This window comes from Pseudonocardia yunnanensis, assembly GCF_039534065.1.
GTDB lineage: Bacteria > Actinomycetota > Actinomycetes > Mycobacteriales > Pseudonocardiaceae > Pseudonocardia > Pseudonocardia yunnanensis.
Window position 1 is genome coordinate 1 of sequence record NZ_BAAAUS010000036.1, and the last position, 25,801, is coordinate 25,801.

Annotated in this window: 23 protein-coding genes; 4 read left to right on the forward strand and 19 right to left on the reverse strand. The window is 71.2% G+C overall.

Annotation, left to right across the window (positions count from 1 at the left end):
- From ABD743_RS30390 to ABD743_RS30445, 12 genes are all read right to left on the reverse strand, one after another.
- The coding region (locus ABD743_RS30390; RefSeq protein ID WP_344726151.1) for a complex I subunit 1/NuoH family protein at nt 1–539 on the reverse strand (539 nt) is incomplete at its 3' end.
- A gap of 29 nt (nt 540–568) precedes the next feature.
- Entirely contained in the window at nt 569–3,022 is a 2,454-nt protein-coding gene (locus tag ABD743_RS30395) for an NADH-quinone oxidoreductase subunit G (RefSeq protein ID WP_344725846.1), read from the reverse strand.
- The gene (gene nuoF / locus ABD743_RS30400) at nt 3,019–4,362 is read right to left on the reverse strand and encodes an NADH-quinone oxidoreductase subunit NuoF (RefSeq protein WP_344725847.1); all 1,344 of its coding nucleotides are present in this window, start codon (nt 4,360–4,362) and stop codon (nt 3,019–3,021) included. Before nuoF ends, ABD743_RS30395 begins: the two co-directional genes overlap by 4 nt.
- Nucleotides 4,359–5,162 (reverse strand): NADH-quinone oxidoreductase subunit NuoE, encoded by an 804-nt coding sequence (nuoE, locus tag ABD743_RS30405; protein WP_344725848.1) that lies wholly within the window; start codon nt 5,160–5,162, stop codon nt 4,359–4,361. The genes nuoF and nuoE overlap by 4 nt, the downstream gene beginning before the upstream one ends.
- Nucleotides 5,163–5,175: 13 nt before the next feature.
- Entirely contained in the window at nt 5,176–6,510 is a 1,335-nt protein-coding gene (locus ABD743_RS30410) for an NADH-quinone oxidoreductase subunit D (protein WP_344725849.1), read from the reverse strand.
- Between the two features lie 34 nt (nt 6,511–6,544).
- The gene (locus ABD743_RS30415) at nt 6,545–7,417 is read right to left on the reverse strand and encodes an NADH-quinone oxidoreductase subunit C (protein ID WP_344725850.1); all 873 of its coding nucleotides are present in this window, start codon (nt 7,415–7,417) and stop codon (nt 6,545–6,547) included.
- Between the two features lie 6 nt (nt 7,418–7,423).
- The gene (locus tag ABD743_RS30420; protein ID WP_241040326.1) at nt 7,424–7,975 is read right to left on the reverse strand and encodes a NuoB/complex I 20 kDa subunit family protein; all 552 of its coding nucleotides are present in this window, start codon (nt 7,973–7,975) and stop codon (nt 7,424–7,426) included.
- Between the two features lies 1 nt (nt 7,976).
- Complete coding sequence (locus ABD743_RS30425; RefSeq protein ID WP_232667592.1) at nt 7,977–8,342, reverse strand: NADH-quinone oxidoreductase subunit A; 366 nt, start codon at nt 8,340–8,342, stop codon at nt 7,977–7,979.
- Nucleotides 8,343–8,451: 109 nt separating this feature from the next.
- A complete protein-coding gene (locus tag ABD743_RS30430; RefSeq protein ID WP_344725852.1) occupies nt 8,452–9,762 on the reverse strand; it encodes a geranylgeranyl reductase family protein in 1,311 nt (436 codons plus the stop codon).
- A gap of 111 nt (nt 9,763–9,873) precedes the next feature.
- Nucleotides 9,874–10,560, reverse strand: a complete 687-nt coding sequence (locus ABD743_RS30435) for a demethylmenaquinone methyltransferase (protein ID WP_344725854.1) — start codon at nt 10,558–10,560, stop codon at nt 9,874–9,876.
- 51 nt (nt 10,561–10,611) lie between these two features.
- A complete protein-coding gene (locus tag ABD743_RS30440) occupies nt 10,612–11,715 on the reverse strand; it encodes a glycosyltransferase (RefSeq protein ID WP_344725856.1) in 1,104 nt (367 codons plus the stop codon).
- 2 nt (nt 11,716–11,717) lie between these two features.
- The gene (locus tag ABD743_RS30445; protein ID WP_344725858.1) at nt 11,718–12,872 is read right to left on the reverse strand and encodes a glycosyltransferase family 4 protein; all 1,155 of its coding nucleotides are present in this window, start codon (nt 12,870–12,872) and stop codon (nt 11,718–11,720) included.
- A 154-nt stretch (nt 12,873–13,026) separates the two neighbouring features.
- Here ABD743_RS30445 and ABD743_RS30450 point away from each other — a divergent pair, with 154 nt between their 5' ends.
- Together ABD743_RS30450 and ABD743_RS30455 are read left to right on the forward strand one after the other, a co-directional pair.
- Complete coding sequence (locus tag ABD743_RS30450) at nt 13,027–13,857, forward strand: inositol monophosphatase family protein (RefSeq protein WP_344725860.1); 831 nt, start codon at nt 13,027–13,029, stop codon at nt 13,855–13,857.
- Nucleotides 13,858–14,000: 143 nt separating this feature from the next.
- Nucleotides 14,001–14,852: a DMT family transporter gene (locus ABD743_RS30455; protein WP_344725862.1), complete on the forward strand. Its 852-nt coding sequence runs from the start codon at nt 14,001–14,003 to the stop codon at nt 14,850–14,852.
- 4 nt (nt 14,853–14,856) lie between these two features.
- On the opposite strand, the gene ABD743_RS30460 is transcribed toward ABD743_RS30455, so the two are convergent.
- A complete protein-coding gene (locus ABD743_RS30460; protein WP_344725864.1) occupies nt 14,857–15,342 on the reverse strand; it encodes a DUF3592 domain-containing protein in 486 nt (161 codons plus the stop codon).
- 94 nt (nt 15,343–15,436) lie between these two features.
- Between ABD743_RS30460 and ABD743_RS30465 the strand changes: the two genes are divergently transcribed.
- Nucleotides 15,437–16,669, forward strand: coding sequence for an isochorismate synthase (locus tag ABD743_RS30465; protein ID WP_344725866.1), 1,233 nt, complete (start codon nt 15,437–15,439; stop codon nt 16,667–16,669).
- A gap of 43 nt (nt 16,670–16,712) precedes the next feature.
- Here the strand turns inward: ABD743_RS30465 and menD are convergent, their stop codons facing one another.
- From menD to ABD743_RS30495, 6 genes are all read right to left on the reverse strand, one after another.
- On the reverse strand, nt 16,713–18,353 hold the full coding sequence (gene menD, locus ABD743_RS30470; RefSeq protein WP_344725868.1) for a 2-succinyl-5-enolpyruvyl-6-hydroxy-3-cyclohexene-1-carboxylic-acid synthase: 1,641 nt from the start codon (nt 18,351–18,353) through the stop codon (nt 16,713–16,715).
- A 46-nt stretch (nt 18,354–18,399) separates the two neighbouring features.
- On the reverse strand, nt 18,400–20,070 hold the full coding sequence (locus ABD743_RS30475) for a choline dehydrogenase (RefSeq protein ID WP_344725870.1): 1,671 nt from the start codon (nt 20,068–20,070) through the stop codon (nt 18,400–18,402).
- A 574-nt stretch (nt 20,071–20,644) separates the two neighbouring features.
- Entirely contained in the window at nt 20,645–21,562 is a 918-nt protein-coding gene (locus tag ABD743_RS30480) for a carbohydrate ABC transporter permease (RefSeq protein ID WP_344725872.1), read from the reverse strand.
- Nucleotides 21,562–22,581, reverse strand: a complete 1,020-nt coding sequence (locus ABD743_RS30485) for a carbohydrate ABC transporter permease (RefSeq protein WP_344725873.1) — start codon at nt 22,579–22,581, stop codon at nt 21,562–21,564. The genes ABD743_RS30480 and ABD743_RS30485 overlap by 1 nt, the downstream gene beginning before the upstream one ends.
- Nucleotides 22,578–23,969: an ABC transporter substrate-binding protein gene (locus tag ABD743_RS30490; protein WP_344725875.1), complete on the reverse strand. Its 1,392-nt coding sequence runs from the start codon at nt 23,967–23,969 to the stop codon at nt 22,578–22,580. The genes ABD743_RS30485 and ABD743_RS30490 overlap by 4 nt, the downstream gene beginning before the upstream one ends.
- 139 nt (nt 23,970–24,108) lie before the next feature.
- Nucleotides 24,109–24,795 carry a hypothetical protein gene (locus ABD743_RS30495; protein ID WP_344725877.1) on the reverse strand — a complete coding sequence of 229 codons (687 nt, stop codon included), beginning with the start codon at nt 24,793–24,795 and terminating at the stop codon, nt 24,109–24,111.
- 268 nt (nt 24,796–25,063) lie between these two features.
- Between ABD743_RS30495 and ABD743_RS30500 the strand changes: the two genes are divergently transcribed.
- The gene (locus tag ABD743_RS30500) at nt 25,064–25,798 is read left to right on the forward strand and encodes an ABC transporter ATP-binding protein (RefSeq protein ID WP_344726153.1); all 735 of its coding nucleotides are present in this window, start codon (nt 25,064–25,066) and stop codon (nt 25,796–25,798) included.
- Nucleotides 25,799–25,801 lie beyond the last annotated feature (3 nt).

The following is a 25,801-nucleotide window of genomic DNA, read 5'->3' on the forward strand; positions in this document are numbered from 1 at the left end:
AGGATCACCCCGACGATCGACAGACCGAGCGCGATCTCATAGGAGATCACCTGCGCCGCGCTACGCAACGCCGCCAGCAGCGGATACGGCGACCCGGACGCCCATCCGCCCAGCACGATGCCGTAGACGCCGATCGAGGAGCAGGCCAGCACCACCAGCACGCCGACCGGCAGATCCACCAGCTGCAGCACCGTCGGCTCGCCGAAGATCGAGACCTCGCCGCCGAACGGGATCACCGAGAACGCCACGAACGCCGGAATCGTCGAAATCACCGGGGCGATGAAATACACCCGCTTATCGGCCATCACCGGCATGATGTCTTCCTTGAACGCCAGCTTGAGCCCGTCGGCGAGGCTCTGCAGCCAACCGCCAGGGCCCACCCGGTTCGGGCCCGGACGCTGCTGCATCCGGCCCACCACCTTGCGTTCCAGGTTGATCATGAACAGCGTGAGCACCACGCCGATCGCGAACAGCGCCACGACCTTCAGGATGATCAGCCAGATCGGGTCGTCCGCGAGCAGCTGCTGCGTGCGCGTCATGCCGGGCTGCGCCTGCGCGAGCAGGTTGGTCATGCCGTCACCCCCACAAGGTCACCGTGACCGGCTCCGAGAACACTGCGCAGGTGGCTCCCGGCCGAGTTGGCCGGCAGCCAGACGACCCCGTCGGGCAGGTCGGCCAGTGCCACGGGTAGCGAGACCGCACCGCGGTCGGTGCGCACCGTGGCCGGCTCACCCTCCACGAGCCCGAGCCGCTCGGCCGTGGCGGCGTTGATCCGCACGTATGCGGGCCGGGCCGTGCCCGCCAGCGCGGGCTCGTCGACGGCGAGCGCGGCCTCGTCCACCAGCTGACGCCAGGTGGCGAGCACCGCCTGACCGAAGCCGGGGCGCAGCGGCTCGACCGGCGGCACCGACGGAGCAGCGGAGGCGCCCCGTGTCGCGAGGCCGAGGCGGGCGAGCTCTCCGGCCGCGGCGGACGGCGTCTGCGTGAACAGGTCGACGTCCATCTCGACGGCCAGCGTGTCGAGCACGCGGCAGTCGGGGAGCACGCCGCTCGCGTCGAGGGCGGGCCCGAACTCGCGACGCCTGCCCTCCCAGTTGAGGTAGCTGCCGGCACGCTGGGCGTCCGGAGCGACGGGGAGCACCACGTCGGCCAGCTCCGTGACGGCCGAGGCGTGCATCTCCAGGCTGACCAGGAACCCGACCTCCCGCAGCCCGGCGAGTGCGGCGGCGGGGTCGGCCAGGTCGTGCGGGTCGAGCCCGCCGACCACCAGAGCAGCCAGCTCGCCGAGAGCGGCGGCCGCGAGGATCTCGTCGGTGTCGCGGCCCGGGGTGGCGGACAGCGTGCCCGCCGCGAGGCCCCATGCCGACTCGACCTCGGCGCGCGCGGCCGCGTCGGCGACGGGGCGGCCGCCCGGCAGCAGCGTGGGCGCTGCGCCGGCGTCGAGCGCACCCCGCTCACCGGCCCGGCGCGGCACCCAGCCGACGGCGGCACCGGTGCGGGCGGCGAGCGCCGACACGGCGGAGTACAGACCGGGAACCTCGGCGGCGCGCTCACCGACGAGGATCACGCCGCCGCCGGTCAGCGCCTCGAGGACGTCCGCGGGGAGCTCCCCGAGGACTGCCGCCTCGGCGCCCGGCACCGAACGGACGAGGTTGTCCTTGGCTGCTGGGGCGGCGGAACCGAGCTGCAGCGAGGTCCGCTCGACCGCAGGCGTGGTCCACTGGCCGAGGTGGTACACCCGCTGACCGTGCTTGCGAGCCGCCTTGCGCAGCCGCAGGAAGACGATCGGCGACTCCTCCTCCGGCTCGAACGCCACGCACAGGACCGCGGGAGCGGCCTCGAGGCGGGCGTAGTCGAGCGTCTCGGGACCCTGACCGACGACGTGCGCGGCGAGGAACTCCAGCTCCTCACCCGAGTGCGGGCGGGCCCGGAAGTCGATGTCGTTGGTGTGCGCCGCGACGCGGGCGAACTTGCCGTAGGCGTAGGCGTCCTCGACGGTCAGCCGGCCGCCGGCGAGCACCCCGATACCACCCTCACGGGCGGCGGTGAGGCCCTGCGCCGCGGCGGTGAGCGCCTCGGTCCACGACGTCTCGGCGAGCACTCCGTCGGCACCGCGGACCATCGGCCGGGTGATCCGCTGAGGCGAGCGCAGGTAGCGGAACGCGAACCGCCCCTTGTCGCAGTTCCACTCCTCGTTGACCGCCGGGTCGTTGCCTGCGAGCCGCCGCAGCACCGTGCCGCGCCGGGTGTCGACGCGCTGGGCACAGCCCGACGCGCAGTGCTCGCAGACCCCGTCGGTGGACACGAGGTCGAAGGGGCGGGAGCGGAACCGGTACGCCGCGCTGGTCAGCGCCCCGACCGGGCAGATCTGGATGGTGTTGCCGGAGAAGTAGCTCTGGAACGGCTTGTCCTCGGCGACACCGATCTGCTGGTGCGCACCGCGCTCCAGCAGGTCGATGAACGGATCGCCGCCGATCTCCTCGGAGAACCGGGTGCAGCGCTGGCAGAGCACGCAGCGCTCGCGGTCGAGCAGCACCTGCGTGGAGATCGGGAGCGGCTTCGGGAACGTCCGCTTGGTCTCGACGAACCGCGAGTCGGTGCGGCCGGTGCTCATCGCCTGGTTCTGCAGGGGGCACTCGCCGCCCTTGTCGCAGATCGGGCAGTCCAGCGGGTGGTTGATGAGCAGGAGCTCCATCACCCCCTCCTGGGCCTTCTTGGCCACCGGGGAGGAGTGCTGGGTCTTGACGACCATGCCGTCGGCCACGGTCATCGTGCAGCTGGCCTGCGGCTTCGGCATCGGCCGCCCGCCCATCTCCACCTCGACCAGGCACTGGCGGCAGGCGCCCGCCGGGTCGAGCAGGGGATGGTCGCAGAAGCGCGGGACGATGATCCCGAGCCGCTCGCAGGTGCGGATCAGCAGCTCGCCCTTGGGCGCGTCGACCTCGAGGCCGTCGATCGTGAGGCGGACGTGGCCCTCGGGTACGGGCCGCGCCTCCTTCTTCTCCTCGGGAGCGAGTGTCATGCCGTGGCTCCGGTCAGCTCGGCCAGCTGCTCCGGACGTGCCACCGCGGGTTGCTCGGCGATCAGGTCCAGGAACTCCTGGCGGAAGTACTTGATGGCGCTCGTGATCGGGCTGGTCGCACCGTCACCCAGAGCGCAGAACGAGCGGCCGAGGATGTTGTCGCAGATGTCGAGCATCGTCTCGACATCCGCCTCGGTGCCCTCGCCGTGCACCATGCGCTCGAGGATCTGCACGAGCCAGTAGGTGCCCTCGCGGCACGGGGTGCACTTGCCGCACGACTCGTGCTTGTAGAACTCCGTCCACTTCATGACGGCCCACGGCACGGACACGGTCTCGTTGAAGACCTGCACCGCGGTGGTGCCGAGCATGGAGCCGGCAGCGGCCGCGCCCTCGAAGTCCAGGGGAACGTCGAGGTGCTCGGCGGTGAAGATCGGGGTGGAGGAACCGCCCGGCGTCCAGAACTTGAGCGGGATCCCGTCCTTCATCCCGCCCGCGAGCTCCAGGAGCCGGCGCAGGGTGATGCCCAATGGCGCCTCGTACTGGCCGGGCTTCTCCACGTGTCCCGACACCGAGTAGATCTTCGGGCCGGGGCTGCGCTCGGAGCCCATCATCCGGAACCAGTCACTGCCGCCCTGGACGATCGCGGGAACCGAGGCGATCGTCTCGACGTTGTTGACCACAGTGGGCGAGGCGTACAGACCAGATGTTGCCGGGAACGGGGGCTTGAGCCGAGGTTGACCGCGACGACCTTCGAGCGAGTCGAGCAGTGCCGTCTCCTCGCCGCAGATGTACGCACCGGCTCCTGCGTGCACCACGATGTCCAGATCGAAGCCGGAGCCGAGGATGTTCGTGCCGAGGTAGCCCTTGGCGTAGGCCTCCTCCACGGCGCGGCGGACCCGTCGGATGCAGTGCAGCGCCTCGCCGCGGATGTAGATGGCGCAGAAGTTCGAGCGGATCGCGTAGCACGTGATGATGCAGCCCTCCACCAGCGAGTGGGGGTCGGCCATCATCGTCGGGATGTCCTTGCAGGTGCCCGGCTCGCCCTCGTCGGCGTTCACCACGAGGTACTTGGGCTTGGCGCCCGGACCGGTGGGCCCCTGCGGGATGAAGCTCCACTTCATGCCCGTGGGGAAACCGGCGCCGCCGCGGCCGCGCAGACCGGAGTCCTTGACCAGCTGGATGAGCTGGTCGGGCTGGGCGGTGAGCGCGTGGCGCAGCGCCTGGTAGCCCTCCAGCTGCTCATAGGTGTCGATCGACCACGAGCGGGGCGAGCGCCAGCGCCGCGTGAGCACCGGGGTGAGCGGATCGGGCGCCGGCGGGTTCGTCTGGGCAGTGGTCATGACTTCTTCTCCGGGAGATCCGGTAAAGCGGGAGGGGCGTCGGGCATCGACGGGGCGACCCAGCCGCGGTCGGCCGCGAGCTGAGCGCCGCGCACCGTCTCCGGCGCGATCGACGGGCCCTCGACGCTGCGCTCGAGGTCGGGGAAGATCCCGGCCAGCTCGAGCTCCACGGTCTTGAGGTCGGTCAGCGGCGCGCCGCGGGTGGGAGCGGGCCGCTCGCCACGCTGCAGCGCGGCCACCAGTTCCTCGGCCGACTTCGGCGTCTGGTTGTCGAAGTACTCGTAGTTGACCTGGAGCACCGGAGCGAGGTCGCATGCGGCCAAACACTCTGCGTGTTCGAGAGTGATGGAGCCCGGCGTGCCCGGCTCACCCGCGGTCTCCTCGTGTCCCACCCCGAGCTTGTCGGAGAGTCGTTTGTAGATCGCGTCGCCGCCAAGAGCCGCGCAGAGTGTGTTCGTACACACGCTGACCAGGTGTTCTCCACATGGCCTGCGCTTGTACATTGTGTAGAAGGTGGCTACCGCGGAGACCTCGGCGGTGGTCAGTTCCAACGCTTCGGCGCAGAAGCGGATCCCATCCTGACTGACGAAACCCTCCACCGACTGCACAAGGTGCAGGAGCGGGAGGAGGGCCGACCGTGACTGGGGGTAGCGCCCGATGATTTCCTTGGTGCGCTGCCGCGTCAGCTCGTCGAAGACCGGGGACACCGGCGACGGCTCCTCCGTCACCGGCTCCCACACGACCTCCCCCGGCGCGGTCAGCTCGCCGTACGACTCCGGGGTGCCTTCCGGCAGCGTCATCTCGCTACCTCACTCATCGGTCCACGCCTCCCATAACGGGGTCGATCGAGGCGACAGCAGCGATGACGTCGGCAACCATGCCGCCCTCGCTCATCGCCGGCATCGTCTGCAGGTTCACGAAGCTGGGGTCACGGACGTGGACACGCAGCGGGCGCGTGCCGCCGTCCGACACCAGGTGGCAGCCCATCTCGCCGCGCGGCGACTCGACCGCCGAGTAGACCTGCCCGGCCGGCACGGAGAAGCCCTCGGTGACCAGCTTGAAGTGGTGGATCAGCGACTCCATCGACTGACCCATGATCTTGCGGACGTGCTCGAGGCTGTTGCCCATCCCGTCCGAGCCGATCGACAGCTGCGCGGGCCAGGCGATCTTGCGGTCCGCGACCATGACGGGCCCCGGCTCCATCTTCGCCGCGGCCTGCTCGATGATCTTCAGCGACTCGTGGATCTCGGCGACACGCAGCCGGTAGCGCGCGTAGCAGTCCGCCTCGGTGGCTGTGGGGACCTCGAAGTCGTACTCCTCGTAGCCGCTGTAGGGCTCGACCTTGCGCATGTCCCATGGCAGGCCCGCCGCCCGCAGGATCGGCCCGGTGGCCCCGAGGGCGAGGCAGCCGTCGACCGGCAGATAGCCGACCTTCTCCAGGCGCTGGCGCCAGATCGGCTGGCCGGTGAGCAGCTTGTCGTAGTCGGGCAGCCGCTGCTTCATGATCTTGACGAAGCCGGCGACCTTCTCGGCCCAGTCCTCCGGGAAGTCTTGGGCGAGACCGCCGGGCCGGATGTACGCGTGGTTCATGCGCAGCCCGGTGAGGAACTCGAGGAGGTGCAGCACCTCTTCGCGCTCGCGGAAGCCCGCCGTCATACCGGTGAGCGCGCCCAGCTCCATGCCGCCGGTGGCGAGGGCGACCAGGTGCGACCCGATCCGGTTGATCTCCATCAGCATCACGCGGGCAACCTGGGCGCGGCGCGGAACCTCGACGCCCAGCAGCTTCTCCACGCCGAGGCAGTAGGCGGCCTCGGTGAAGAGCGGCGCGAGGTAGTCCATGCGCGTCACGAACGTGACGCCCTGGGTCCAGGTGCGGTACTCGCAGTTCTTCTCGATACCCGTGTGCAGGTAGCCGATCACCGATCGGGCCTGCGTCACCGTCTCGCCCTCGAGCTCCAGCACCAGCCGCAGCACCCCGTGGGTGGACGGGTGCTGCGGACCCATGTTGATGACGATGCGGTCGTCGTGCTCCTCGTCGAGGAACGTGTCCCAGTCGCCACCGGTGACGGTGTAGACCGTGCCCTCGGTGGTCTCGCGCTGCGATGCGTACGCGTCCGGAACTGGAGCGTCGTCGCGGATGTCCGTCATGTCGCCGCCTCCGCGGAGAAGAGTCGGTACGCGGTCACGTGTACGACCGCCGCTGGTCCGGGGGCGGGATCTCCGCACCCTTGTACTCCACCGGGATCCCGCCGAGCGGGTAGTCCTTGCGCTGGGGATGGCCTTCCCAGTCGTCCGGCATCAGGATCCGGGTGAGCGCCGGATGACCGTCGAAGATCACACCGAACATGTCCCACGTCTCGCGCTCGTGCCAGTCGGCCGTCGGGTAGACGTCGACGACGCTCTGCACGTGCGGGTCGTCCACGTCGAGAGCGACCTCGAGCCGGATGCGGCGCCGGTAGGTCATCGACGTCAGGTGGTAGACGACGTGAAGTCGCTGGGCCACACCCTCGCCGTAGTCGACACCGGAGACCGAGGAGCACAGCTCGAAGCGCAGGCCCTCGTCGTCGCGGAGCGTGCGGCAGAGCTCGCGGATGTGGTCGGGCCGCACGTAGAACGTGATCTCGCCGCGGTCGATCGTGATCTGCTGCACGGCGCCCCGCGGGATGCCGCGCTCGGCGAGCGCATCGCCGAAGTCGTCGGCGAACTCGTCGAACCAGCCACCGAACGGTCGCTCGGCCGGAGCCGGGACGTGCCCGGGCAACCGCAGGCCACCGAAGCCCGACGTGTCGCCCGAGCCGCTGACGCCGAACATCCCGTGACGCTCGCGGGTGCCCCCGGCCGGGATCCGCGTGCCACCCTCGGGCGTCTGCCCGTTGACGTGCGCGTCGATCGCGGTTTCGGTCTGCTCGGGTTCACCGCCGGCAGGCGGCTCACCACCCGCGGCCCGCTGGGCGGCGGTGTCGGGCCCGCTCGACTCGGCGGAGGACTGCGGCCCTCCGGTCGCCTCGGCCTTCTCCTTCGACGTGCCGGACGTGCCGTTCTGTTCGTCAGCCATTCCCGGTCACTTCTTCTTCGCGAACTTGATCGAGGACGGGACGAGCTCGGTCTTGTGGCCGCTCGCCGCGAGCGCCGCGGCCCGCTTGGCACCCAGCGGCTCGTCCATGATCTTGGCGTGGATCTTGAGGATCGCGTCCATCAGCATCTCCGGCCGCGGCGGGCAGCCGGGCAGGTACATGTCGACGGGGACGACGTGGTCGACGCCCTGCACGATCGCGTAGTTGTTGAACATGCCGCCGGACGAGGCGCAGACACCCATCGCCAGCACCCAGCGCGGCTCGGGCATCTGGTCGTAGATCTGACGCAGTACCGGGGCCATCTTGTTGCTCACCCGGCCGGCGACGATCATCAGGTCGGCCTGGCGGGGCGAGGCCCGGAAGACCTCCATGCCGAAGCGCGCGAGGTCGTAGCGCGGCGCGCCTGTGGTCATCATCTCGATCGCGCAGCAGGCCAGCCCGAAGGTGGCGGGCCACAGCGAGGACTTACGCGTCCAGTTGACCAGCTTCTCGACGCTGGTCAGCAGGACGCCGCTGGGCAGATGCTCTTCCAGACCCATCTCAGTTCCAATCCAGCCCGCCGCGCCGCCACACGTAGATGTAGGCGAAGCCGACCGTGACGATGAACAGCACGATCTCCACCAGCCCGAAGAGGCCGAGCGCGTCGGCACTCACCGCGAACGGGTAGAGGAAGACCATCTCGATGTCGAACAGGATGAACAGCATCGCCGTGAGGTAGTAGGCGACCGGCATGCGGCCGCCGCCCACGACGGGTTGGGGCGAAGGCTCGATGCCGCACTCATAGGCGTCGAGCTTCGCCCTGTTGTAGCGCCGGGGTCCGACGTACGGCGCGGCCGTCACCGAGAACAGTGCGAACGCACCGGCCAGCGCGAACAGCAGCACCAGCGGGAGGTAGGGATCGAGCATCCGTCAGCCCTGTCGTCTACTAGTAGCGGAGTCTTCCTGATTCGATGGCACCGCTCGCCGACACTAAGTCGGTCGGCGGCCCTGGCCGGAGCCAGGCAAGCCTTAGTAACTACAAGCTCGGTGCGACTCTCGTCATCGCTGTGATGACGCGGTCGCTCACCCCCCCGTCCCTCGGGTCGTAGAGGTTGGCGAGCAGTTTGAGGATGAACCGCATCAGCGTCACGCGTGGGAGACCGTACTTCGTGGCCATGCCCATCACGGTCGGGTTGCCGATGAGCTTCGAGAAAACGTTGCCTATTCGGTAGTAGCCGCCGAGTGCCTGGCTCATGGCCGTGGGGTAACCGGCCAGAGCGGCCTCGGCCGACGCGCCCGAACGCGCCAGCGCCTGCACTGTGCAGCGCGACGCGATCGCCGCGGACTCCATCGCGTAGGCGATGCCCTCCCCGTTGAACGGGTTGACCATCCCTCCGGCGTCACCCACGAGCAGCAGGCCCGGCCGGTAGTGAGGGGTGCGGTTGAAGCCCATCGGCAGGGCGGCCCCGCCGACGGTGCCCACCGCGTTCTCGTCGCGGTAGCCCCACTCCTCCGGAGTGCCGTCGAGCCACGACTTCAGCAGCGCGCGGTAGTCGGTGGATCCGTAGGCCTTGCTCGTGGACAGGATCCCGAGTCCCACGTTCGACGTGCCGTCGCCCATCCCGAAGATCCAGCCGTAGCCGGGCAGCAGCTTCGGGTCGGAGGGGTTCGACCGGTCCCACAGCTCGAGGTGGCTCTCCAGGAAGTCGTCGTGCGTGCGGGGGCTGTTGTAGTACCGGCGCACCGCCACGCCCATCGGCCGGTCGTCGCGCTTGGCCATCCCCAGGCTCAGCGCGAGCCGGGCGCTCACGCCGTCGCACGCGAGAGTGAGGGGCGCGCGAAAGGAGACCGGGCGCTTGTCCTTGCCCTTCCCCGTGGTGCCGGCCACACCGGTGACCCGGCCCGTCCGCTCGTCGGTGAGGGCCTCGGTGACCGTGGTCTCCTCGCGCAGCCGCGCACCGGACTTCTCGGCGTGGCGCACCAGGAGCTCGTCGAAGTCCTGACGGGGCCGGACGGCCCCGAAGTTCGGAAAACTCGCGAGGGTGGGCCACTCCAACTCGAGCGTGACGCCGCCGCCGACGACCCGCAGGCCCCGGTTGTGCAGCCAGCCGTTCTGCTCCGAGCAGTCGATTCCTAGATCGATCAGCTGCTTCATGCCGCGGGGGGTGAAGCCGTCGCCGCACACCTTGGGCCGCGGGAACGTCGACTTCTCCAACAGGAGTACGTCAAGACCGGCACGTGCCAAGTACGCAGCGGCGGTGGACCCGGCGGGACCGGCACCGACGACGATGACGTCGGCGTCGGCGTCCGGTCGCCCGCCGACGGTGGTGGGTTCGGGCGCGACCAAAACGGCTCCTTGTGAACAGATTCACGAAGTCGGTACGAGTCTATGCACCCTCGTCCACGCCCGCGCGCCCGCCACCCGGGCGCAGCGTCACCCGACTGGCCCCTTGGCGCCCTACGGACGGCGGGCGCGGTGCAGAGCAACTGCGCCGAACGCCAGGTCGCGCCACGCGACGTCGCTCCAGCCCGCCGCCGCGACGCGGCGCGCCAACACGGGTTGAGCAGGCCAATCACGGATCGATTCACCCAGATAGCGGTACGCCGCTGGGTTGCTCGACACGCGGTCAGCGACCGCAGGGAGCACCTTCTCCAGGCCCAGGTGGTAGGCGACACGGAACGGCGCGAACGTCGGACGGCCGAACTCACACACCACCAGGCGGCCGCCCGGACGGGTGACGCGCGCCATCTCGCGCAGGGCGAGGTCAGGGTCGGCGACGTTGCGCAGCCCGAACGAGATCGTCACCGCGTCGAAGACAGCGTCGCGGAACGGCAGGTGCAACGCGTCGGCCGCCACCTTCGGCACCGCCCGGTGGGCGCCCGCGCGGAGCATCCCGAGCGAGAAGTCCGCCGCCACGCACCACGCACCCGATCGCGACAGCTCGACCGTGGAGACCGCGGTGCCGGCGGCGAGGTCGAGCACCTTCTCCCCGGGGCGAAGCTGCAGCGCCTCGCGCGTGAGCGCCCGCCAGCGCCGGTCCTGCCCGGCGGTGAGCACGGTGTTGGTCAGGTCGTAGCGGCGCGCGACGGCGTCGAACATCACAGCGACGTCGTGCGGGTCTTTGTCGAGGTCGGCGCGGCTCACACCGGGAACGCTACTTGCCGGTTGAGCCACCCTCCCCACCCCCGCGGGCGCTCAGACGGTCAGCGTGGCGAGCATCCGTCCGACGGACTCCGGCCAGCCGAACTGCTCGGCACGGGCCCGCGCTGCAGCCCGGCGTACGCCCTCGTCCGCGGCGAGGACGGTGGTGACGCCCGCGGCGAAGGCCTCGGGCCGGTCCAGCGCAGCGGCCCCCGAGGGTCCGACGATCTCCGGCAGCGCCGACGAGGCCGAGACGACCACGGGAGTACCGCTCGCCAGCGCCTCCAGCGCCGACAAGCCGAACGTCTCGTGCGGACCGGGGGCCAGCGAGACGTCGGCGGACGCGAGCAGCCGGGCCAGCCGGGAGCGGTCGGGCACGAAGCCGAGGAACGTCACCGGCAGCCCGGCGGCCCGCCTCTCCAGCACCGGGCGGCGCGGCCCGTCACCGGCGACGACCAGCCGTACCCGGTGCCCCGCGTCGCGCAGCGCAGCCACCGTGTCGATGCTGCGCTCCGGGTGCTTCTCCGGCGAGAGGCGCCCGCAGTGGACGAGCAGGGTCTCGGAGCGGTGGGCCAGCGTGCTGCGCAGCGCGGTGTCCCGGTGCAGCGGCGAGAACGTCCGGAGATCCACTCCCAGCGGCACCTGGGCCACGTTGGTCACGCCGATGCGGTCGAACTCGGCGCGCGCGAACGACGTGGTGCACACCACGGTGTCGTAGGCCGCCGCCATCCGGGCATTCGCGATGTCGGCCACTCGCCGCGCCGCCGGTTCGGGCATCAGGAACTGCGCGAGCAACCGGTCGAGACGCTCGTGGGAGATCACGATGCTCGGCACCCCGCGCCGCGACGCCCACGCACCCAGCCCGCGCAACGTCAGCCGGTCGGACACCTCGATGGCGTCCGGCCGCAGCCGCTCGAGCAGCCGCTGCACGCGCCACGGGTCGACGGCGCGATAGCCGCCGGTGCCGGGCAGCCGGGGCGCGGCGACGGTGATGCGGCGGATGCCGGCCGGCAGCCGCTCGTCTGCCGACCGCCGGCCGGGCACCACGAGCACCACCTCGTGGCCGCGGCCCACGTACCCCGCACCGAGGTGGTGCAAGGCCGTGCGGAGACCGCCCGAGCGCGGACCGTAGAAGTTGGCCAGCTGGACGATGCGCACCGTCAGGCAGCCGCGGCTGTGGCGCCGATGACGTCGGCGTAGTGCGCGAGCAGCTCGTCGCAGACCGTGGACCAGGTACGACGCAACACCGACTGCCGGGCTGCTGCGCCGAAGCGGGCTCGGGTCGCCGGGTCGGTGAGCGCCACGACCGCGGCACGGAGCTCGGCGTCGGCCGCGATCGACCGCGGGTCGTGAGGGCCCTCGGAACCGTCGGGGTGAGGCGGCACGAGGTAGCCGGTGCGGCCGGGGAGCACGAGGTCACGGGGCCCGCCCGCGTCCGGCGCGACGACGGGCAGGCCCGAGGCGAGTGCCTCCTGCACGGCCTGGCAGAAGGTCTCCGACGGGCCGGTGTGCACGAAGACGTCGAGCGAGGCGTAGATCCTGGCCAGCTCGTCGCCGCCACGGAAACCGAGGAACGCCGCGGTTGGCAACGCCGCCGCGAGGCGGTCCCGGCTCGGGCCGTCGCCCACCACCACGAGCCTGATGCCGGGCACGTCGGCCAGCGCGGTGAGCCGCTCGACCTGCTTCTCCGGCGCGAGCCTTCCCACGTAGCCGACGAGCAACTCGCCGCCCGGGGCCAGCTGGGCGCGCAGGCTGTCGTCGCGCTTGTGCGGGGTGAACCGCCCGGTGTCGACGCCGCGCGCCCACTGGTGCACCCGCGGAACACCACGCGCCCGCAGCGCCTCCGTGGCCCAGCTCGACGGGGCGAGGGTGCGGTCGGCCTGGCCGTGCAGCCGGCACGTCCAGCGCCACGCCGCACGTGCCGTCAGGCCGAGGCCGTAGGAGGAGGCGAAACCGGCCACGTCGGTCTGGTAGACCGCGACCGTCGGGATGCCGAGCCGGCGGGCGGCGGCCAGCCCGCGATACCCGACGACGAACGGCGCAGCCAGGTGGACGACATGGGGCGCGAACTCGCGCAGCGCGGTCAGCACGCGCCTGCTGGGCACCCCGACCGGCATCGACGAGACGACCGGCAGATCCACCGCCGGGACCCGCACCACCCGGGCACCCGCGTACTCCATGGGACCGTCCATCCCGGGCGCGATCACCAACGCCTCGTGTCCCGCCTCCGTCAGGTGCTCGACCACCCGGAGCACGGAGTTCGTCACGCCGTTGACAACAGGCAGGAAGCACTCGGAGACGATGGCGACTCGCACGGAGGCACCGTTGCCTGCCCGAGGGGCGAAGTGTTGACGAGCCACCGAACGTACGGCCAACAGCCCATGTCGGGCACACAGTTGGCCGGGTGATCCATGACACGACACCTGAGCGACGCACCGGAGACACCGGACACGCCGACTCTCGGGCCACATGACCGTCCAGCCGCACCCGAGTGCACCCTCGACACCGCTCACCGTCGAGGCGGGGTTGCTCTCGAAGGCCCTGGAGGTGGCCGGGCGCTTGGCCAATGACGCCGCGGAGGTGATCACGGCCACCGCGGGCCGCGGCCAACAGCCGGGTGCCACCCACAAAGCGAACCCGTTCGACTGGGTCACCGACACCGACCGGACCCTGGAACGGCACACCCGCCGGGTGCTGGCATCGGAGTTCCCCGGGGTGCCGGTGGTCGGCGAGGAGTTCGGGAGCGACGTCGACGCCGCGACCGCGCCCTACCGGTGGGTGGTCGACCCCGTCGACGGCACGGCCAACTACGTCGCCGGCTTCCCGTGGTGCGCCTACAGCCTCGCTCTCGTCGACGCCTACGGGCCCGTGGTCGGGGTGATCGCCGACCCCAGCCGGGCCCAGATCTACGCCGCCGCCCGTGGACGGGGCGTGCGTGCGAACGGCGTGGCGGTCACGGTGACGCCGCGGTCCCCCACCGGCGGCCTGATCTGTGCGGAACTCTCGCTGGAACGCGCGCCGGGCTTCACCCGCCAGGCCGCCGCCGGTCACGCGGGGGTGCGGGTGCTCGGGTCGTCGGCGCTCGCGATCACGCAGGTCGCGCTCGGGCACGCCGTCGCAGCGGTGCTGGACGGCTACCGGGAGTGGGACGTCGCCGGCGCCGCGTGCCTCGCGGCGGAGGCCGGCGCGCTCATCGTCGACGGAGAGGGGCGGCCGAACCCGCTCCCCACCGGCGCGATGGTCGTCGCCGTGCCGGGATCGCTGGACGAGGTGCTCGGCTGGTGGCACGCGGAGCGATAGGGCCGGGCGACCGAGCCGAACAGGGCAACTCGCGGGAATGGCGGGCGGCTCGGGCGGCGGCGGCCGCGGGTTAGGGTCGCCGTATCGCCACCATCTCGAAGCCGGAGTCCTCCGCCACGCTCGCCGTACGTGCCACCCCGTTCGTGTTCGTCGTGATCTGGGCGTCGGGTTTCGTGGTGGCCAAGTACGCGGCCCCCTACGCCGAACCGCTGAGCTTCCTGATCCTGCGCTACGGCGGGGTCGTCGTGCTGATGCTCTTTCTCGCGCTCGTCGCGCGGGCGCCCTGGCCGGGCTGGCGGCAGGCCGGGCACATCGCCGTGGCGGGTGTGGGCATCCAGGCCGGCTACCTCGGCGGTGTGTGGGCGGCGGTCGCAGCCGGGATGCCGGCCGGTGTCACGGCGCTGGTGGTGAACCTGCAGCCGGTGCTGACCGCTGTGTTCGCGGCGCTGCTCGGCGAGCGGCTCGGGCGGCTGCAGGCGGTGGGGCTGCTGCTCGGTTTCGCGGGGGTCACCCTCGTCGTCTCGAGCAAGCTCACCACCTCGGGCCTGACGCCGCTGACGCTCGGACTGACCACGATGGCACTGCTCGCGATCACCGCAGGCACGCTGTACCAGAAGCGGTTCTGCCCCGAGTTCGATCTGCGCACCGGGCAGGTCGTCCAGTTCGCGGCCTCGCTCCTGGTGACCCTGCCGTTCACGCTGGCGTTCGAGCACTTCCGGTTCGACTGGACGCCCCAGTTGATCGGCGCGCTCGCCTGGTCGGTGCTGGTGCTCACCGGCGGCGGGATCTCGCTGCTGTTCCTGATGTTGCGCCGCGGCGCGGCATCCCAGGTGACCAGCTACTTCTATCTCGTCCCGGGCATCACCGCCCTGATGGCGTGGGCGATGTTCGGCGAGACCCTCGGACCGATCGCCATCGCAGGCATGGTGGTGGCGGTGCTCGGGGTGGCGTTCGCCACCCGCGCGGGCTCACGGGCCCGGTCCGCTCGGTTGTGACCCCTCAGGCGCCGGCGCGGCGACGGCGCAGCCACACGGCGAGCGGGCCCAGCACCGCCCACAGCACGACCACGCCGATCCCCAGCGGAAGCACCCCGTCGATCGCGGAGCGACCGGCCACCCGTACGAGCTCGGGCTTGGTCACGTCGTACTCGACCGCGACTTCCGCGCCCGCCTGCAGACCCCACGGGTAGAAGACCCCGTGCTCCGGCACGACCGCCTCCCCGTTGGCCACGGTGAACCGGACGAGCGTGCGCGAGAACGACGAGCCGGGCAGCACCTCTGCCTGGGCAACGGCCGGGTTGGCATCGATCGCGCGGTCGTCGACGGCGGCACCCGCGAGCGCGAGCACGGCCAGCACGGTGGCAACCACTGCCAGCCCGGCGACGATCTCGGGGAGCAGCCGTGCGATCCCCCGAATGGCGGGGCGCACCAGTGCCGCGAGTTCGTCGACGGCCCGGGTGTCGCCACGCCCCGTGCCAGTCGTCACAGCGGGCATTCTATTGGCTGGTCGAACCCCGCTGTGGGCGGCACCTCGCCGACCCGCCGCGCACCGCAGGTCGCGTGCTCCTACTCTCGGGCTCGTGACAATCGCCCCGCTGTCCGGCGGGTTGGGCGTGCGAACGCGGCTCATCGACGACCCGGGCCGGCTGATCGACCTCCTCCCCGACGACCAGAACCCGCTGTCCTGGGTGCGCGGCTCCGACGGCCTCGTCGGCTGGGGGGAAGTTGCCCGGTTCACCGGCACCGGGCCCCAGCGCTTCACCGAGGCGGACGCCTGGTGGCAGTCGTTCACCAGCCGGCTGCGCGTGACCGACGACGTCCAGGTGCCCGGCACGGGACCTGTGGCCTTCGCCAGCTTCACCTTCGCCGCCTCGTCCCAGGGCTCGACGCTCGTGGTGCCTCGCGTGCTGGTCGGGCGGCGCGATGGGCAGTCGTGGGTCACCGAGTTCGGGGACGGCCCTCCGGCCGTCCGGGCGGTCAGCCCGGTGCGCCCCACCGGCACCCTGCGCTTCGCCGACGGCATGCTCCCCGTCGCCGGATACCGGACGGCCGTGGCCGAGGCGGTGCGCCGGATGCGGGCGGGTGAACTCGAGAAGGCGTGCCTCGCCCATGACCTGCTGGCGGTCGGCGACGAACCCTTCGATCCCCGGTTCCTGCTCGGTGGGCTGGCCGAGCGGTATCCGACCTGCTGGTCGTACGCGGTGGACAGGCTGGTGGGAGCCACACCCGAGTTGCTGGTGCGGCGCACCGCGGGTGTCGTCGAGTCCCGCGTGCTCGCCGGGACGATCTGGCCGGGCTCGGGCGACAACCTCTCGGGCCAGCTGCTCGGTTCGGCCAAGGACCGGCACGAGCACGCACTCGCCGTCGACTCGCTGGCCGACGCCCTCCGCCCGCTCTGCACCACGCTCGACGTGCCGGAGCAGCCAGGGGTGATCGCGCTGCACAACGTGTCCCACCTCTCCAGCGACGTGCGCGGCACCCTCGACCCCACCGACCCCGCATCGATCTTGGAGCTGGCCGAGGCGGTGCACCCGACAGCCGCTGTCGGCGGCACGCCCCGCGAGGCCGCGCTCCGCCTGATCACCGAGCTCGAAGGGATGGACCGCGGCCGCTACGCCGGGCCCGTGGGCTGGGTCGACAGCAGCGGCGACGGCGAGCTCGGCATCGCGCTGCGCTGCGCCCAGCTCGACGGTCAGGTCGCGCGGCTGTTCGCCGGCTGCGGGATCGTGGCCGACTCCGATCCCCACAAGGAGGCGCGGGAAGCCGCGGCCAAGATGGTGGCGGTGCGCGACGCGCTGCAGGCAGGCAACTGACGACCGCGGTCCGCGGCCGTGGCACCCGTCGTGTCGCAGCCGATCAGGCCGCAGCCACCGCTGCGGCCACCGCGGCCCGCAGCGCCGCATGCCCCGCCCGGAGCGTGGGGCGCTCGGCAGCCACCTCCACCACCCGCAGGCCGGGAGCGGGCGCGAGGGCGGCTGCGACGTCGGCGACGTCCACCCGGACGTGACCGACACCGGTGGCGGCGCACAGCGCAGCCAGGTCGACCTGGTGCGGCGTGCCGAAGACCCGCTCGAACGCCGCCGCGTGCTCGGGCGCCCCCTGCTCCAGCAGCCCGAAGATCCCGCCACCCCCGTCGTTGAGGACGACGACGGTGAGATCGGGCCGCGGCTCGTCCGGGCCGATGACGAACCCGGTGGCGTCGTGCAGCAGCGTCAGGTCGCCGACCAGCGCGTACGCCGGTCCGTCGTGGACCAGAGCCGCGCCGAGCGCCGTCGACACGGTGCCGTCGATTCCCGCGACGCCACGGTTGCTCAGCACCGTGAGCCCGTGTCGAGGAGCCGCTGCGAGCGAGACGTCCCGCACGGGGTTCGACGAGCCGAGCAGAAGCTGACCACCGTCGGGCAGAGCGGCGAGCACCGACCGGGCCAGCCGCAGCCCGACGGGCGCGACGCCCGCGTCCAAGGCATGGTCCAGCGCCTTCGCGGCGGCGGTGTCGGCTGTCTGCCAGAGGTGCATCCAGGACCCGTCGGGCGTGAGGCTCGGCAGCGAACCGACGGCCCGGACCGTGCCCGCCACGTCGGTCCACGGCGCCCCGTCGGGATCGGCGAGCACATACGTGGCGACGGACGGGTCGGCGAGCAGTCGCTGGACCGGCCGGTGCAGTGTGGGACGGCCCGCCACCACCACCTGGGCCGGCTTCAGCGCCGCTGCCGCCGGCGTTCCGAGCAGCCAGGGACCGGTGCGTACGGACTCCGGCCACGGCGCCGACGAGGGCTCCGCGATGACCGGGACCGGCAGGTCACGCAGACCGTCCGGGGCGTTGCTCCCGGCGACGACGATCGTCGGCGCGGACGGGTCGAGCGGGAGCGCAGGCGCCTCCCGCACGACGGGAGACACCGAGGTCCACGGCTCGCCGCCGCTCCGGCCTTCCGGGGCGACGCCGGAGCCGTCGGGCACCAGGGGCTCGGCGAAGGGCAGGTTGAGCTGGACCGGCCCCGGCTGCCCGCCGAGTGCACCGCTGGCCGCGGCGACGGCACGGTCCACGAGCGAGCGCCAGCGGCCGTTGTCCTCCGGGCCTCCTCCGGCGCCGCCGCTCAGCGCGAGCCGGACGGCGGGGCCGAAGATCCCTGCCTGCGAGATCGTCTGGCTGGCCCCCGTGCCGACCATCTCCTGAGGACGGTCGGCGCTGAGCACCACCAGCGGCACGCCCGAGTAGGACGCCTCGAGCACCGCCGGGTGCAGGTTCGCGACCGCCGTGCCCGAGGTGGTGCACACCGGCACCGGACGACGGGATCGCAGCGCGAGCCCGAGCGCCAGGAAGCCGGCCGTGCGCTCGTCGATCCGCACATGCAACCGCAGCCGGCCGCTCGTGTCGGCCGCGTGGAGCGCGAACGAGAGCGGTGCATTGCGCGAACCCGCGCACAGCACCGCGTCCGTGACACCGCACCGGATCAGCTCGTCGACGATCACCTGGGCCTGCATCGTCGACGGATTCACGAGGTCGAGCCTATGCGCGCGCCGCAATTCCCGTTCGGGGACGGTGCTAGCTGATCGACGTCGTCCCCGCATGTGCGGGTGTGTGGCGGTGGAACTGCTCGTACTGCGGGGCCAGCGGCTTACGGCCGAGGATCAGGTCAGACGCCTTCTCCGCGATCATGGCGACCGGCGAGAAGGTGTTGGCGTTGGTGACGTACGGCATGACCGAGGCGTCCACCACACGCAGACCCTCGGTGCCGTGCACCCGCATCGAGGACGGGTCGACCACGGCGTCGTCGTTCGTGCCCATCCGGCAGGAGCCCGCGTAGTGCATCGCCGAGACCGCGTGCTCGGCCACCCAGGCCAGCACCTCGTCGTCGCTGCGGACGGCGGGCCCAGGAGCGGCCTCGCCGCCGTCGTACTGCGCGAACGCGGGCTGGGAGAGGATCTCCCTGGCGATCCGCACCGACTCGATCCACTCGCGGCGGTCCAACTCGGTGGACAGGAAGTTGAACCGGATCGACGGGGTGGCGGTCGGGTTGGCCGAGCGGATCCGGACGTAGCCGCGCGCATCGGAGGAGACCGGACCGACGTGCAGCTGGTACCCGTGGCGGTCCGTGGGCGAGGACTCGTAGCTGCGCGAGGCGATGGGGAGGAACTGGAACATCACGTTCGGGTAGGGGACGTCCGAGTTGCTCCGCACGAAGCCGCCGGCCTCGAAGTGGTTGGTGGCCCCGGGCCCGCTCTTCAGGAACAGCCACTGGAAACCGATCGACGGCGCGTTCTTCAGCGACGACGTCGGACCGAGCGACACGGGCTGGGTGCACACGTGCTGCACCATCACCTCGAGGTGGTCCTGCAGGTTCTCGCCCACCCCCGGCAGGTGGTGAACGACCGGCACACCGAGAGTGCGGAGCCGGTCGGCGTCGCCGATCCCGGACAGCTGCAGGATCTGGGGGGACTTCACCGTGCCCCCGCAGACCACCGTCTCGCCGCCCATGACCTGCTCGCGGTTGCCGTGGCGGTCGGTGTACTCGACGCCGATGGCGCGGGTGCCGTCGAAGAGCACGCGCGTGACGTTGGCGCCGGTGCGCACCTCGAGGTTCGGCCGGCCCATGGCGGGGTGCAGGTAGGCCCGTGCCGCCGACCACCGGCGGGTGCCGCGGATGTTGCGGTCGAACCGGCCGAAGCCCTCTTGCCGCTGGCCGTTGACGTCCTCCGTGGTCGGGTATCCGGCCTGCTCCGTGGCCTGGAGGAACGCTCCGAAAAGCGGGTTGGCCGCGCGGCCGCGCTCCAGCGTGATCGGGCCGCCGCGGCCCCGGAACGGAGTGTCGGTGAGGGAGTCCTCGCTACGCCGGAAGTACGGCAGGACGTGGGCGTAGTCCCAGTTGTCCATGCCCGGGTCGGCAGCCCAGCGCTCGTAGTCCAGCGGGTTGCCGCGCTGGAAGATCATCCCGTTCATGCTGCTCGTGCCACCGAGGAGACGCCCCGCAGGCACCTTCAGCCGGCGTCCCCGCAGGAACGGCTCGGGCTCGGTCTGGTGCCGCCAGTCGTAGAAGGAGCGACCCATCGGAAACGGGAGCGCGGCCGGCATGTGGATCAGGACATCCCACTTGTGGTCCGGCCGACCGGCCTCGAGCACCAGTACGCGGACGCCGGGATCGACGCTCAGCCGGTTGGCCAGCACGCTGCCGGCAGAGCCGCCACCCACGATGATGAAGTCGTACGGGGCCTGCATGTGCCACTCCTGTCGGGGGCTGTCAAACGCTGGGGAGGCCGGGAAGGCTAACCCATTCGAGGGATCGCACGGAAACCTGCGACAGACGCTAAGCGACCGGCCCATTCGTGGCAGAAGCGGGAATCGCGATAGTACTAGTCGTGATAGTACTAATCGCCCGAACCGGCCGATCAGAGCAGACCGGGAGACGACGTCGTGGGCTGTACGGACGATCACGGGGCGCCGGGCGCAACCGGACAAAGGTGCTGCTCCGGCCCGTTTTCCCTGATCACACCGGATACTGACCTCCGCGGAGGTCGGATCTCCGGACGGCTTACAGCCCGAGCCGGCACTCGGCCGCGCCGCGGGCGTTCGTCCCGGGTGTGCCGGCGTCTCGCCGCCTCGGTCGGGTGTCACCCCTCCTGGTGCGGGAATTTCGCCCGGTCGGTGAACGGGGCGAGTCGTGCTGCGGACGGTAGTCGTCCCGACTTGTCCTGTTCACCCGAACGGCCCCATCGGCCGTTCGCTCAGCCGAGCCTCGTCTCGCCGTGCGTCAGGTGGGTCGACGAGCTCTCCGATCCTCCGAACCCGGGCCTCAGCCCTTCTCCGCACCGGCGGTGAGGCCTTCGGTGAGGAGCCGCTCGCTGGCGAAGAAGACCACGATGATCGGGATCGTCACGATCACCGAACCCGCCATCAGCACGGTGGTGGGGATCTCGATGCCGCCCGCGAGCTGGGAGAGCCCGAGCGACACCGTCCAGCGGTCACGGTCCTCGACGAGGAACAGCAGCGCGAACAGGAACTCGTTCCACGCGATCATGAAGACGAACAGGGCGTTCGCGACGATCGCCGGCATCGCCAGAGGCAGGCTGATCCGGCGCATCACGCCGAGCCTGCTGCACCCGTCGATCGCGGCGGCCTCCTCCAGGCTCACCGGAACCGTGTCGAAGTAGTTGCGCAGCATGTAGATCGACACGGCCACGATCTGGGAGACGTAGACGATCAGCAGGCCGACGAGCGAGCCACGCAGCCCGATCCGGCTGAAGAACACGAACAGCGGCACCGCCAGCAGGATGCTCGGGAACAGATAGACGGCGAGGAAGAGCACGCCGACCTGCCGCCTGCCGAAGAACTGCAATCTGCTCACGGCATACGCGCCCGGCAACGCGATCAGCAGCGTGAGCGCCACCGTGCCGAACGAGACCAGCGCGCTGTTGGCCATGAACTGCGGGAAGCCCTGGCCCCCGGACGCGCTGGACGCGAGCACGGTGAGGTAGCTGCCGAGGTCCCACTCGGACGGCCCCACCCAGAGCGCCCCGGGGTCCTGCAGCACCCGGTCGAGCGGACGGAACGACAGCAACACCATGTAGTAGAAGGGGAACAGGGTGACGACCAGCAGCCCCACGATCACCACCACCCGCAGCACGCCGAACACGCGGGTCTCCACCTCGTCACGGCTGAAACGTCGCGGTGCGGGCGCGGACGACGGCAGGCCCACCTCGGTGCCGGCCATCAGGACTGCTCCTCTCGCGGCGCCATCCGCCACAGGTAGAGGCCGATGAGGACGGCGAGGATCGCGGCGAGCACCAGCGACTGGGCGGCCGCCCCGCCGATGTCGCCACGGGCGGTGAGCGAGTTGAACACCGCGACGCTGATGACCTCGGTGCCGGCGCCACCGCCCGTCAGCAGGTAGATGTCGTCGAAGCTGTTGAACGTCCAGATGAACCGGAGCACCGACAGCACCGCGATCGTCGGCAGTAGCTGCGGGAACACGATGTACCGGAAGCGCTGCGAGAGCGTGGCGCCGTCCACCCTGGCGGCTTCCTCGAGCATGGACGGCACGGCCTGCAACCGCGCGGTGAGGAACAGGAACGCGAACGGGAACGACCGCCATGCCTCGAAGGCGATCACGGTGAGCAGAGCGGTCGGGATCCCCACCTGCCAGCCGAAGATCGACACGTCGCTGTAGCGCTGGCTCAGGAACGCGATCGGCTCGTCCCAGCCCAGTAGCCGGGTGCCCCAGTGGTTGGCCACCCCGAACTGGGGGTTGAGCATGGTCTTCCAGGCGTAGGTGACCGCGACGATCGGCGCCACGTAGGGCAGCAGCATCGCCGCCCGGACGAGCCCGCGGAAACGGAACCTGCGCCGCAAGGCGAGCGCGGCCACCAGCCCCACCCCGATCGCCGCCGCCGTGCCGAAGACCGAGTACGCGAGCGTGGTCGCGAGGTTTCCCCAGAAACCGGACGAGCCGAACACGGTGGCGAAGTTGGCGAGGGTGAAGTTGCCGAACAGGCCCGAGCTGCGCAGGTTCAGCAGCCGCAACCGCTGGAAGGCCAGCAGGACCGTCCAGATGATCGGCAGCACGACCATCACCAGGACGATGACCAGCGTCGGGGAGATCAGCGCGAGCCCGGCGCGGGCCTCGGCGCGCCGCAGGGTGCGCCCGCTCCCGGAGCGGCGCCCGGGCGGGACGGGGCCGCCGGCCGGCGTTGCAGACGCGGTGCCGACTGCGGGGCCGACACCGGCACTCACCGCAGCGAGTCCTGAATCGACTTCAGCGCGGCCTCGGCCTGGGCGGCGGCGCCCGGCGCGTCGACGGCTCCGCTCGTGACGGCCGCGACTGCCGCCGGGACCGGGAGCTCACCGAGTGAGGCGCCGATCAGGTCGCCCTGCCCCTGGGTGATCCCCCACCGCGTGTAGGCCTCGGGTCCGGTCGCCAGGACGTTCAGCACCTCGGGTGGGTAGAACTGCGTGAGCGGCCCCTCGGTGTCGACGCCCACCGGCAGCGTCTTCCAGCGGTCGACGAACTCCGTGCCGCCCGGGGTGCTGCCCGACCGGGCGGGGAACTTGCCCTCCGGGGCGAAGGCGAGCCAGTCGACGTAGCCGTCGCTCATCATGAACTGCACGAACTGCTGGGCGAGGTCGCTGGTGGCCTCCGCGGTGATCGCCCAGTTGACCACCTCGCCGAACTGGGCAGGAGCGGTGCCGTCCGGACCTCGCAGGGCCGTGACCACACCGGTGTTGCGGGCCAGGAACGTCGGGTCCGCCACGCATTCCGGGCAGCTGGGTTTGGCGTCGTTGCGCAGGCCGGCCAGCTCGTCGAGCAGGAACGTCGACCACACCGCCATCGCCGCCTGCCCGGAGAAGTAGGCGGCGCGCACGGTGTCGACGTCCTGGGTGCCCGGCACGGAGTAGTTCGTGATCAGGTCGCGGTAGAACTCGAACGCCGCGACGCACTGCGGGCTCGCGATGGTGATCTCGCCTGCGCTGTTCACGAGCTCGCACCCGTTGGCGAGGGCCATGTGCTCGAAGGTCTGCTGGGTGAAGGCGTCGCCGGGCGCGGTGGCTCCGGCGAAGCCCACACGGCCGTCCCGCGTGAGCGTGCGCGCGGCGCTCAGGATGTCGGCGTAGGTGGTGGGAGCAGGCAGCCCGGCAGCATCGAACAGGTCGCGCCGGTAGTAGAGGAGCTGAGACCACGCCTCGCTCGGCACCGCGAGCTGACGGTCGCCGTCGCGGGTGAGCTCCAGGGCGCGCTGGTCGAAGGTGTCGGCGCCGAGCGCGTCGACCACGGCGGCGGTGGCCTCGGCGTTCACGAGGTCGTTCGTCGCGAGCGTGCGGACCGACGACAGGGGAATCGATCCGATCACGTCAGGCAGCTCCCCCGCAGCGGCCGAGCTGGTGAGCAGCTGGTTGAACTGGTCCTCGTCGACGCCGACCAGCTCCACCTGCACCCCGGTCTGCTGGGTGAACCGGGCGATGATCGCCTGTGTGGCCGCCACGCGGTCGGGGAGGGTGTCGGCGGTCCAGACCGTGATGCGCCGCTCGCCGCCGTCGTCCCCACCCCCGCCGGCGCAGGCCGAGAGGAGCAGCACGGTCACGAGACCCAGAGCCGCCCCGATGCGGCGGGCCACACCTCTCATCCGGACGTCTCCCCCGTCGGACCGATGTGAAGTCCGGCCAGTGAACCCCGCCCGGTCGCTGATCCACAACCTCCGAATGAGCATCACTTTGCTCAGTCATTACATTGCCGTGCGGCAATCGCTGCCCGGTGCAGCCGGACTAGGGACGCTGGTCGATGATCGCGCCGAGTCGCCCACCGTCGTCGCGGACCCATGCGCGTAGTGCCGGGTCGATGGCCTCGAGCACGGCCTCCACGTCGGCGACGCGGGCGGGAATGTCCTCGCGGATGAGGGGCTCGTGGTGCGCAATGCGATTGCGGACCTGGTGCAGGCGGATCACCGGTTCTTCCAGCTGCACCCGATCGCGCCCCGGTAGGTGTGGGAAGGCGTGACGTATGGCGGGCCAGAGGGTTGCGCTGTACCGGCGGGCGAGCAGATATCGCCAGAACCCGAAAGGCAGTTCCGCGACGATCTTTCCGGGCGGGACGCCGATGCCGGCGCTGCGGCGTGCGCGTCGCTTGGCCGTGATGATCTCGTCACGTGCACGCCGGTCGAGTTCGCCGTCGACGTCGTCGAACCAGGATCCGGCGATTCCGCGTATCCCGTGGCGCGTGGTGAGGGCGTCGTGGATCGCGTTGCGGAGCAGGACCTCGGTGTGGCCGAGTGTCTCCCAGAGCGCCCCGGCGAGAATCGCGTTCCATCTGTAGAGGAGCAGAGCGCGGTCGAGGTCGCCCTGGCAGGCCTCGACGTAGGTGGCGACACGGGGGACGGCGAGCCTGTCCTGGATGCGCGCGGCGTCGACGACAGGAACTGCCGGCCGGCATCCACCGGGCGGGGAGGTCGACACCCTCTGGCCGCTCCTCTAAACTGGCCTACGAAGACCCCGGAGCGATCCCTGGCCGTCCACCGCGACGAGCTACATCACCGGGGTTTCTGCGTTCTCGCCATCAGTCTGCCGCCCCACGGCGGCGTCGATCATCCGACCCGTCGCACCGCCGGGTGGGGCGTTCCCCACCTCGCGCTCGGGGGCGCAGCGCAATGCCCATGGGGGCCTGGGCCCATGGAATCTCCCCATGACGACGACTACGCCTCCGGCGCCGATGATTCCTGCGGCGATGCTCCCCCGCACCACCCCGGCCGTGGCACTGCGCGGTGTGAGTCGCACCTACGGCACCGGACCCGCGGCGGTACGCGCCGTCGACCACGTGGACCTCGAATTCCCCCGCGGCACCTGGACCGCCGTGATGGGCCCGTCGGGTTCGGGGAAGTCCACGCTGCTGCACTGCGCGGCAGGCCTCGAACGCATCGACACCGGGCAGGTGCTGCTCGGCGACACCGACATCACCGCGGCGAGCGACGGCGAGCTCACCGCGCTGCGCCGCGACCGCATCGGGTTCGTCTTCCAGAGCTTCAACCTGCTCGGCGCGCTCACCGCGGAGCAGAACGTGGCGCTCCCACTGCGACTTGCCGGGAGACGACCACCGAGATCGCAGATACGGGCCGTGCTCGCGGCCGTCGGCATGGCCGACCGCGCCCGGCACCGTCCACGTGAGCTCTCCGGCGGCCAGCAGCAGCGCGTGGCGATCGCCCGCGCGATGGTGACCCGCCCCGAGGTGCTGTTCGCCGACGAGCCGACCGGCGCTCTCGACTCCACGTCGGCACGCACCGTGCTCGCTCTTCTGCGCGCGATGGTGGACGGCGGCCAGACGATCGTGATGGTCACGCACGACCCGGCCGCGGCGGCTCACGCCGACGCCGTCGTGTTCCTGCGCGACGGGCGCGTGGACGACCTGATGGTCGGTGCCACCGCCCGGGACGTGGCCGACCGCCTCGTGGCACTGGAGCGCTGAGAC

What these genes read in the sequence shown, in the direction of transcription:
- ABD743_RS30395 (WP_344725846.1), bottom strand. Translation starts at nt 3,022, where the DNA reads ATGACACTCGCTCCCGAGGAGAAGAAGGAGGCGCGGCCCGTACCCGAG.
- nuoF (WP_344725847.1), bottom strand. Translation starts at nt 4,362, where the DNA reads ATGACCACTGCCCAGACGAACCCGCCGGCGCCCGATCCGCTCACCCCG.
- nuoE (WP_344725848.1), bottom strand. Translation starts at nt 5,162, where the DNA reads ATGACGCTGCCGGAAGGCACCCCGGAGTCGTACGGCGAGCTGACCGCG.
- ABD743_RS30410 (WP_344725849.1), bottom strand. Translation starts at nt 6,510, where the DNA reads ATGACGGACATCCGCGACGACGCTCCAGTTCCGGACGCGTACGCATCG.
- ABD743_RS30415 (WP_344725850.1), bottom strand. Translation starts at nt 7,417, where the DNA reads ATGGCTGACGAACAGAACGGCACGTCCGGCACGTCGAAGGAGAAGGCC.
- ABD743_RS30420 (WP_241040326.1), bottom strand. Translation starts at nt 7,975, where the DNA reads ATGGGTCTGGAAGAGCATCTGCCCAGCGGCGTCCTGCTGACCAGCGTC.
- ABD743_RS30425 (WP_232667592.1), bottom strand. Translation starts at nt 8,342, where the DNA reads ATGCTCGATCCCTACCTCCCGCTGGTGCTGCTGTTCGCGCTGGCCGGT.
- ABD743_RS30450 (WP_344725860.1), top strand. Translation starts at nt 13,027, where the DNA reads ATGACCGTCCAGCCGCACCCGAGTGCACCCTCGACACCGCTCACCGTC.
- ABD743_RS30475 (WP_344725870.1), bottom strand. Translation starts at nt 20,070, where the DNA reads ATGCAGGCCCCGTACGACTTCATCATCGTGGGTGGCGGCTCTGCCGGC.
- ABD743_RS30480 (WP_344725872.1), bottom strand. Translation starts at nt 21,562, where the DNA reads ATGGCCGGCACCGAGGTGGGCCTGCCGTCGTCCGCGCCCGCACCGCGA.
- ABD743_RS30490 (WP_344725875.1), bottom strand. Translation starts at nt 23,969, where the DNA reads ATGAGAGGTGTGGCCCGCCGCATCGGGGCGGCTCTGGGTCTCGTGACC.
- ABD743_RS30500 (WP_344726153.1), top strand. Translation starts at nt 25,064, where the DNA reads ATGCTCCCCCGCACCACCCCGGCCGTGGCACTGCGCGGTGTGAGTCGC.